Below are 5786 nucleotides of genomic sequence, written 5' to 3' on the forward strand. Positions count from 1 at the left end.
TGATCTCCCCCCTTGAGGGTGAGATGGCCGGCAGGCCAGAGGGGGGCGCTCCTCCGTGAAATACACCCCCTCCCGCTCCTCCCTCCTGATGGCCCCGGCGCTGGCATGGCTCGCCGCCTTGATAGTGGTGCCGTGCGCGCTGGTGCTGGCGCTCGCCTTCTTCCGGCGCGGCATCTATGGCGGCATCGAATACACCTTCACGCTGGAGAATTTCGGCCTGGTCTTCGACCCGCTCTATGCCGGCATCTTCCTCAATTCGGCGCGCATCGCCGGCACCGCCACCCTGATCGCGGTGGTGATCGGCTATGCCGCCGCCTACGCCATCGCAGCCGCCCCGCGCCGGTGGCAGCCGGTGTTCCTGTTCTTCGCCGTGCTGCCGTTCTGGTCCAATTACCTCATCCGCACCTATGCGTGGATCGTGCTGCTCAACCGCGAAGGCCTGATCACGCAGTTGTTGCGCTGGTTCGGCTACACCGGCGAGCCACCATCGATGCTCTATACGGAAGGCGCGGTCATCGCCGGCCTCGTCTACAACTATTTGCCCTTCGTCATCCTCGCCTGCTACGCGCCACTGTCGCGCCTCAACCCGGAACTCGCCGAGGCCTCGCGTGACCTCGGCGCCTCCGCCGCCACCACATTCCGCCGTGTCATCCTGCCGCTGACCGTGCCGGGCATTGCCGCCGGCGCAGTGTTTGTCTTCGTGCTGTCGATCGGCAATTTCGTCACGCCCGCGCTGCTCGGCGGCGGCCGCTTCCAGATGATCGGCAACCTCGTCTACGACCAGTTCCTGACCGCCAACGACTGGCCGTTCGGCGCCGCGCTCGCGATGGCGCTGATCGCCATCATGCTTCTGGTGCTGATGGCGCAGGCGCTGGCCGCCAATCGCGCCTCGGGCCACGCCGCGCAAGCCGGCGGAGGCACCGATGGCTGAGCGCTCCCCCGCCACGCGGCGCACGCTCTGGCTCGTGCTGAGCCTGGTCTTCGCTTTCCTCTACATCCCGATCGCCGTGCTGGTGGCGCTGTCTTTCAACGAAGGTGGGCTGCCGACCGCATGGTCGGGATTCTCGCTGAAATGGTATGCCTCGCTGGCCTCGAACAGCGCCATCCTGTCCGCTGCGCTCAACACGCTGATCGTGGCGCTGGTGTCGACCGCAATCGCAACATTGCTCGGCACGCTGCTGGCGATCGGCATCGAGATGCGCCGGCAGTACGGCAAGGGCCTCGAAGCGCTGATCTTCGCGCCGATGATCATTCCCGACATCGTGCTGGCGATCGCGCTGCTGTCGTTGTTCTCCATGCTCAACCTGACCATGGGCCTGCACACGATCATCCTCGCCCATGTCGTCTTCAATCTCGCCTTCGTCTGCTCGGTGGTGCGCGCAAGGCTGAAGAGCTTCGACTGGTCGATCGTCGAGGCCTCCGCTGATCTCGGCGCCTCCGCGCTCACCACGTTCAGGCGGGTGACATTGCCGGTCATCGCGCCGGCGGTGATCGCCGGCGCGCTGCTCGCCTTCACGCTCTCGGTCGACGAGTTCATCATCGCCTTCTTCACCGCCGGCGCCGGCCGCGCATCGACGACGCTGCCGATGCAGATCTACGCCATGATCCGCTTCGGCATCACGCCGGAGATCAACGCGCTGGCGACCATAGTCATGGCGGTCTCGATCACCGCGCTGACCCTGTCGCAGCGGCTCAACCGTGGGATCATAGGCCAATGAGCGAACCCCGCACGCTTCTGGCCATCGATCATGTGTCGAAAAATTTCGGCCGGGTGACCGCCGTCGACGGCATCTCGCTCGACATCCGCGAGAATGAGTTCTTCGCGCTGCTCGGCCCGTCGGGCTGCGGCAAGACCACGCTGCTGCGCATGCTGGCAGGCTTCGAGACGCCCAATGAGGGGCGCATCCTGCTCGACGGCCGCGACATTGCCAAAACCCCGCCCAACAAGCGGCCGGTCAATCTGATGTTCCAGTCCTACGCGCTGTTTCCGCATATGAGCGTCCGCGCCAACGTCTCCTACGGCTTGGAGATGGAGCGCTTGCCGGCGTCGGAAATCCGCTCCCGCGTCGACGCCATCCTGGCGACAACCGAGCTGGTCCCCTTCACCGACCGCAAGCCGGAGCAACTGTCGGGCGGCCAGAAGCAGCGCGTCGCGCTCGCCCGCGCGCTGGTCAAGCGGCCGCGCCTGCTGCTGCTCGACGAGCCGCTTGGCGCGCTCGACAAGAAACTGCGCGGCGCCATGCAGCTGGAACTGAAGCGCCTGCAGCACGAGGTCGGCATTACCTTCGTCATCGTCACCCACGACCAGGAGGAGTCGCTTGTGATGGCCGACCGCATGGCGGTGCTCAAAGACGGCAGACTGCTGCAATGCGACACGCCGCACGCGATCTACGAGCATCCGGCCGACCGTTTCGTCGCCGACTTCATCGGCGTGATGAATTTTGTGCCCGGTAAAGCCGCCACCGACGGTGTAGTGGCTGCCAACGGAGCGCGTATCGCCGGCAAAGTGCCCGCCACACTCACAGCCGGTGCATCTGCTGTCGCGTCGGTGCGGCCCGAGCGCATCCGGCTGTTCCCATCGGTGGAGACCGCCAACCGCACCACCGGCACGGTCGAGGCGCTGGCCTATCAGGGGCTCGACCTACAGCTGCATGTCCGCACACCTCTGTCCCCAAAGCCGTTCCTGGTGCGCGTCACCGCTGATGCCGCCGACCGCCGGCCGGTCGCGTCGGGAGATCAGGTCGAACTCGGCTGGGACGCCGCCGATGTCAGAGTTTTCGCAGAATAAAGGAGAAGCCTGATGGCGCAGAAGACGATCGCGTTTTTTCCAGAAGCGGCCTACGGCCCGGCGCTCAATTCCGTCGGCATCGCCCAGGCGGTCGAGGCGCGCGGCCACAAAGCCGTTTTCCTGTCCGACCCCGGCTTTGTCGATGTCTACAAGGGCTACGGTTTCGAGGCGCATCCGGTGAACCTGTCGGAGCCGATGCCGCCCGAGCAGATGGCGAAATTCTGGGAGGATTTCATCAACGGCCACATCCCGAACTTCCGCAAATCGCCTTACGATCAGGTCGACAATTACGTCAAGGATTGCTGGACGGCGATCGTCGACAGCGCCAAATGGGCGCAGAAGGATCTGCCGCGCGTTCTCTCAGCCATCAAGCCGGATGTGATCTGCGTCGACAACGTCATCCTGTTTCCGGCCATCAAGCAGTTCGGCAAACCCTGGGTGCGCGTCATCTCCTGCTCGGAAAACGAGATCGACGACGAGGACATCCCGCCCCATCTCTCCGGCTGCGGCGAGAACGACCACGCCGGTCACCAGCGCTACCGCGATCATTTCAACGCGGTGATCAAGCCGATCCATGACGACTTCAACGCCTTCCTCGCCGCCAACAACGAGGCGCCTTATCCGATCGGCCAGTTCTTCGAGGCCTCGCCCTATTTGAACCTGCTGCTCTATCCCGAAGCGGCAAAGTTCAAGCGCCGCCACCCGCTCGACCCGGCAAAGTTCCAGTATCTGGAAGGCTGCGTGCGGCAGGAGAAACCCTACACGGTGCCGACATTCGCCAAAAACAATGACGGGCCGCTGCTCTATGTCTCCTTCGGCAGCCTCGGCGCCGGCGATGTCGACCTGTTGAAGCGCATTATCGCGACGCTGGGCAAGACGCGCTACCGGGCTCTGGTCAATGTCGGCGGCTACAAGGACCAGTACACGGACGTGCCCGCCAACGTGATCGTCGAGAGCTGGTTCCCGCAGCCTTCGGTTATCCCGCAGGTCGATGCGGTGATCCACCATGGCGGCAACAACTCCTTCACCGAGTGCCTCTATTTCGGCAAGCCGGCGATCATCATGCCCTATGTCTGGGACGGCCACGACAACGCCACCCGCGTAGAGGAAACCGGCCACGGCTTCGGCATGCCGCGCTACGACTGGACCGATGCCGAGCTGATTGCCAAGATCGAAACCTGCCTGACCGACCCGGCGATGAAAGCCAAGCTGGCGAAGACATCGGCGCAGATGCGCGCGCAGAATGGGCCGGAGAAAGCAGCCGGGTTGCTGGAGACGCTGCTATGACCTCCTCCGCTCCCCACCTCCACCAGGCCTCCACCCGCGCCGATCTCGTCGACTGGGGCGCCCAGCCGGATGCGTTGGACGGTGCCTCCCACTCGACCGGCAAACTCGTGCACAAAGGCCCGAACAACCAGCCGGAATCCGGCATCTGGGTGTGCACGCCAGGCCGCTGGCGCCTGAGCATCCCGCGCGATGAATTGTGCCATTTCGTCGCCGGCCGCGCGACCTACCGGTCCGATGTCGGTGAGCTGATAGAAATCTCCGCCGGGACCGTGGTCATGTTCCCTGCCGGCTGGACGGGTGAATGCACCGTGCATGAGACCATGCGCAACGTCTACATGCTGGCCTGACCACGGAGCTTGACGACATGCCGACACCGTACTGGCCGAAGGCCTCGAGCGTGGAACTGGAGGACTGGGGCGCGGGCAGCAACACGCTCGCCGGTTCGCCGCGCGCCTCGGGCAGGGTCCTGTCCCGGAACCCGGACGGATCGAGCGAATGCGGCCTGTGGTCATGCACGCCGGGTACGCGCAAGGTCACCTTTGGCGCCGACGAGTTCTGCCATTTCCTCTCAGGCCGTGGCAGCTATGTCCATGACGACGGCGAAGAGATCCCGGTCGAGGCCGGCACGCTGGTGTTCTTCCCCGCCGGCTGGACCGGCATCTCCATCATCAGGCAAACGCTGACCAAGGCCTTCATGTGCCGCTGAGCACTCTTTTCAAGGAAATCGACATGACCACACCCATCATGAAATCCCCGCTCACCATTACCGACCTCGTCGACTGGGGCGTCATCCCGACCATGATCGAGGGGCAATCCCACACCTCGGGCAAGCTGCTGTACAAGGGGCCGGAAGGCCGCTCCGAATGCGGGCTTTGGGTCTGCACACCAGGCAAATGGCACTGCCATGTCACCCGCGACGAGTTCTGCCACTTCCTCGAAGGACGCTGCACCTACGTCCACGAATCCGGCGAGGTCATCGAGATCGAACCGGACACCGCAGCTTTCTTCCCGCAGGACTGGAAGGGCGTCTGCACCGTCCATGAGACGATCAAGAAGGTCTACATGATCCGCTGAGCGGATCCGAGAGGATGTCCATGGATTTCTCCCCTGACCGGCCGACCTTCTTCGTCAACCCGGACTACCAGCCGATGGCAGGCACGGCAAAGCCGGTGATCGATCCGGCGACGATCGAAACAGTCGGCGCCATCGCTGCAGCCAGCGATAGCGAGATCGATGCCGTGCTCACCACCGCGACCAGGGCGCAGGCCGCCTGGAAAAAGCTCGACGCCAAGAGCCGCGCCAAGCACCTGCATGCCGTCGCCAACGCCATCGAGGTGGCCAACTTCACCCGCTGCGCCGAGCTGATGGTGCGCGAGATGGGCAAGCCCTACCCCGAAGCGATCGGCGAGATCGCCAACTGCGCGCCGATCTTCCGCTACTACGCCGAGATGGCGCGCGACGATGCCGGCAAGATCGCCGGCACGACGCAGGCCGGTTCGTTCCAGTATGCGCGCTACGAGCCCTATGGCGTATCCGTCCACATCATGCCCTACAACTTCCCGATCCTGCTGATGTGCTGGACGGTCGCCGCATCGCTCGCCGCCGGCAATGCCTGCGTCATCAAGCCGGCCGAGGCGACGACGCTGTCGACGCTGGACTACATGACCGTGTTCCGCTCGCTGCCGGAAGGGCTGGTCTCCTGCCTGCCTGG

The 5786-nt window shown here is 64.5% G+C and carries 8 protein-coding genes; all 8 read left to right on the forward strand.

Going from position 1 to position 5786, the window contains the following annotated elements; translation table 11 throughout:
- Positions 1–88: 88 nt before the first annotated feature.
- Positions 89–931, forward strand: coding sequence for an ABC transporter permease (locus tag EN964_RS21990; RefSeq protein ID WP_127266981.1), 843 nt, complete (start codon positions 89–91; stop codon positions 929–931).
- A complete protein-coding gene (locus EN964_RS21995; protein ID WP_127266969.1) occupies positions 924–1718 on the forward strand; it encodes an ABC transporter permease in 795 nt (264 codons plus the stop codon). The genes EN964_RS21990 and EN964_RS21995 overlap by 8 nt, the downstream gene beginning before the upstream one ends.
- On the forward strand, positions 1715–2788 hold the full coding sequence (locus EN964_RS22000) for an ABC transporter ATP-binding protein (protein WP_127266970.1): 1074 nt from the start codon (positions 1715–1717) through the stop codon (positions 2786–2788). The genes EN964_RS21995 and EN964_RS22000 overlap by 4 nt, the downstream gene beginning before the upstream one ends.
- 12 nt (positions 2789–2800) lie before the next feature.
- On the forward strand, positions 2801–4075 hold the full coding sequence (locus EN964_RS22005; RefSeq protein WP_127266971.1) for a glycosyltransferase: 1275 nt from the start codon (positions 2801–2803) through the stop codon (positions 4073–4075).
- Positions 4072–4422 (forward strand): cupin domain-containing protein, encoded by a 351-nt coding sequence (locus EN964_RS22010; RefSeq protein ID WP_127266972.1) that lies wholly within the window; start codon positions 4072–4074, stop codon positions 4420–4422. The genes EN964_RS22005 and EN964_RS22010 overlap by 4 nt, the downstream gene beginning before the upstream one ends.
- 17 nt (positions 4423–4439) lie before the next feature.
- The gene (locus EN964_RS22015; RefSeq protein WP_127266973.1) at positions 4440–4781 is read left to right on the forward strand and encodes a cupin domain-containing protein; all 342 of its coding nucleotides are present in this window, start codon (positions 4440–4442) and stop codon (positions 4779–4781) included.
- Positions 4782–4804: 23 nt separating this feature from the next.
- Positions 4805–5149 carry a cupin domain-containing protein gene (locus tag EN964_RS22020; protein ID WP_013528939.1) on the forward strand — a complete coding sequence of 115 codons (345 nt, stop codon included), beginning with the start codon at positions 4805–4807 and terminating at the stop codon, positions 5147–5149.
- Between the two features lie 20 nt (positions 5150–5169).
- Positions 5170–5786, forward strand: a 617-nt coding sequence (locus tag EN964_RS22025; protein ID WP_127276726.1) for an aldehyde dehydrogenase, incomplete at its 3' end; no start/stop codon positions are given.

The organism is Mesorhizobium sp. M7A.F.Ca.CA.001.10.2.1 (assembly GCF_003998575.1).
Classification (GTDB): Bacteria; Pseudomonadota; Alphaproteobacteria; order Rhizobiales; family Rhizobiaceae; genus Mesorhizobium.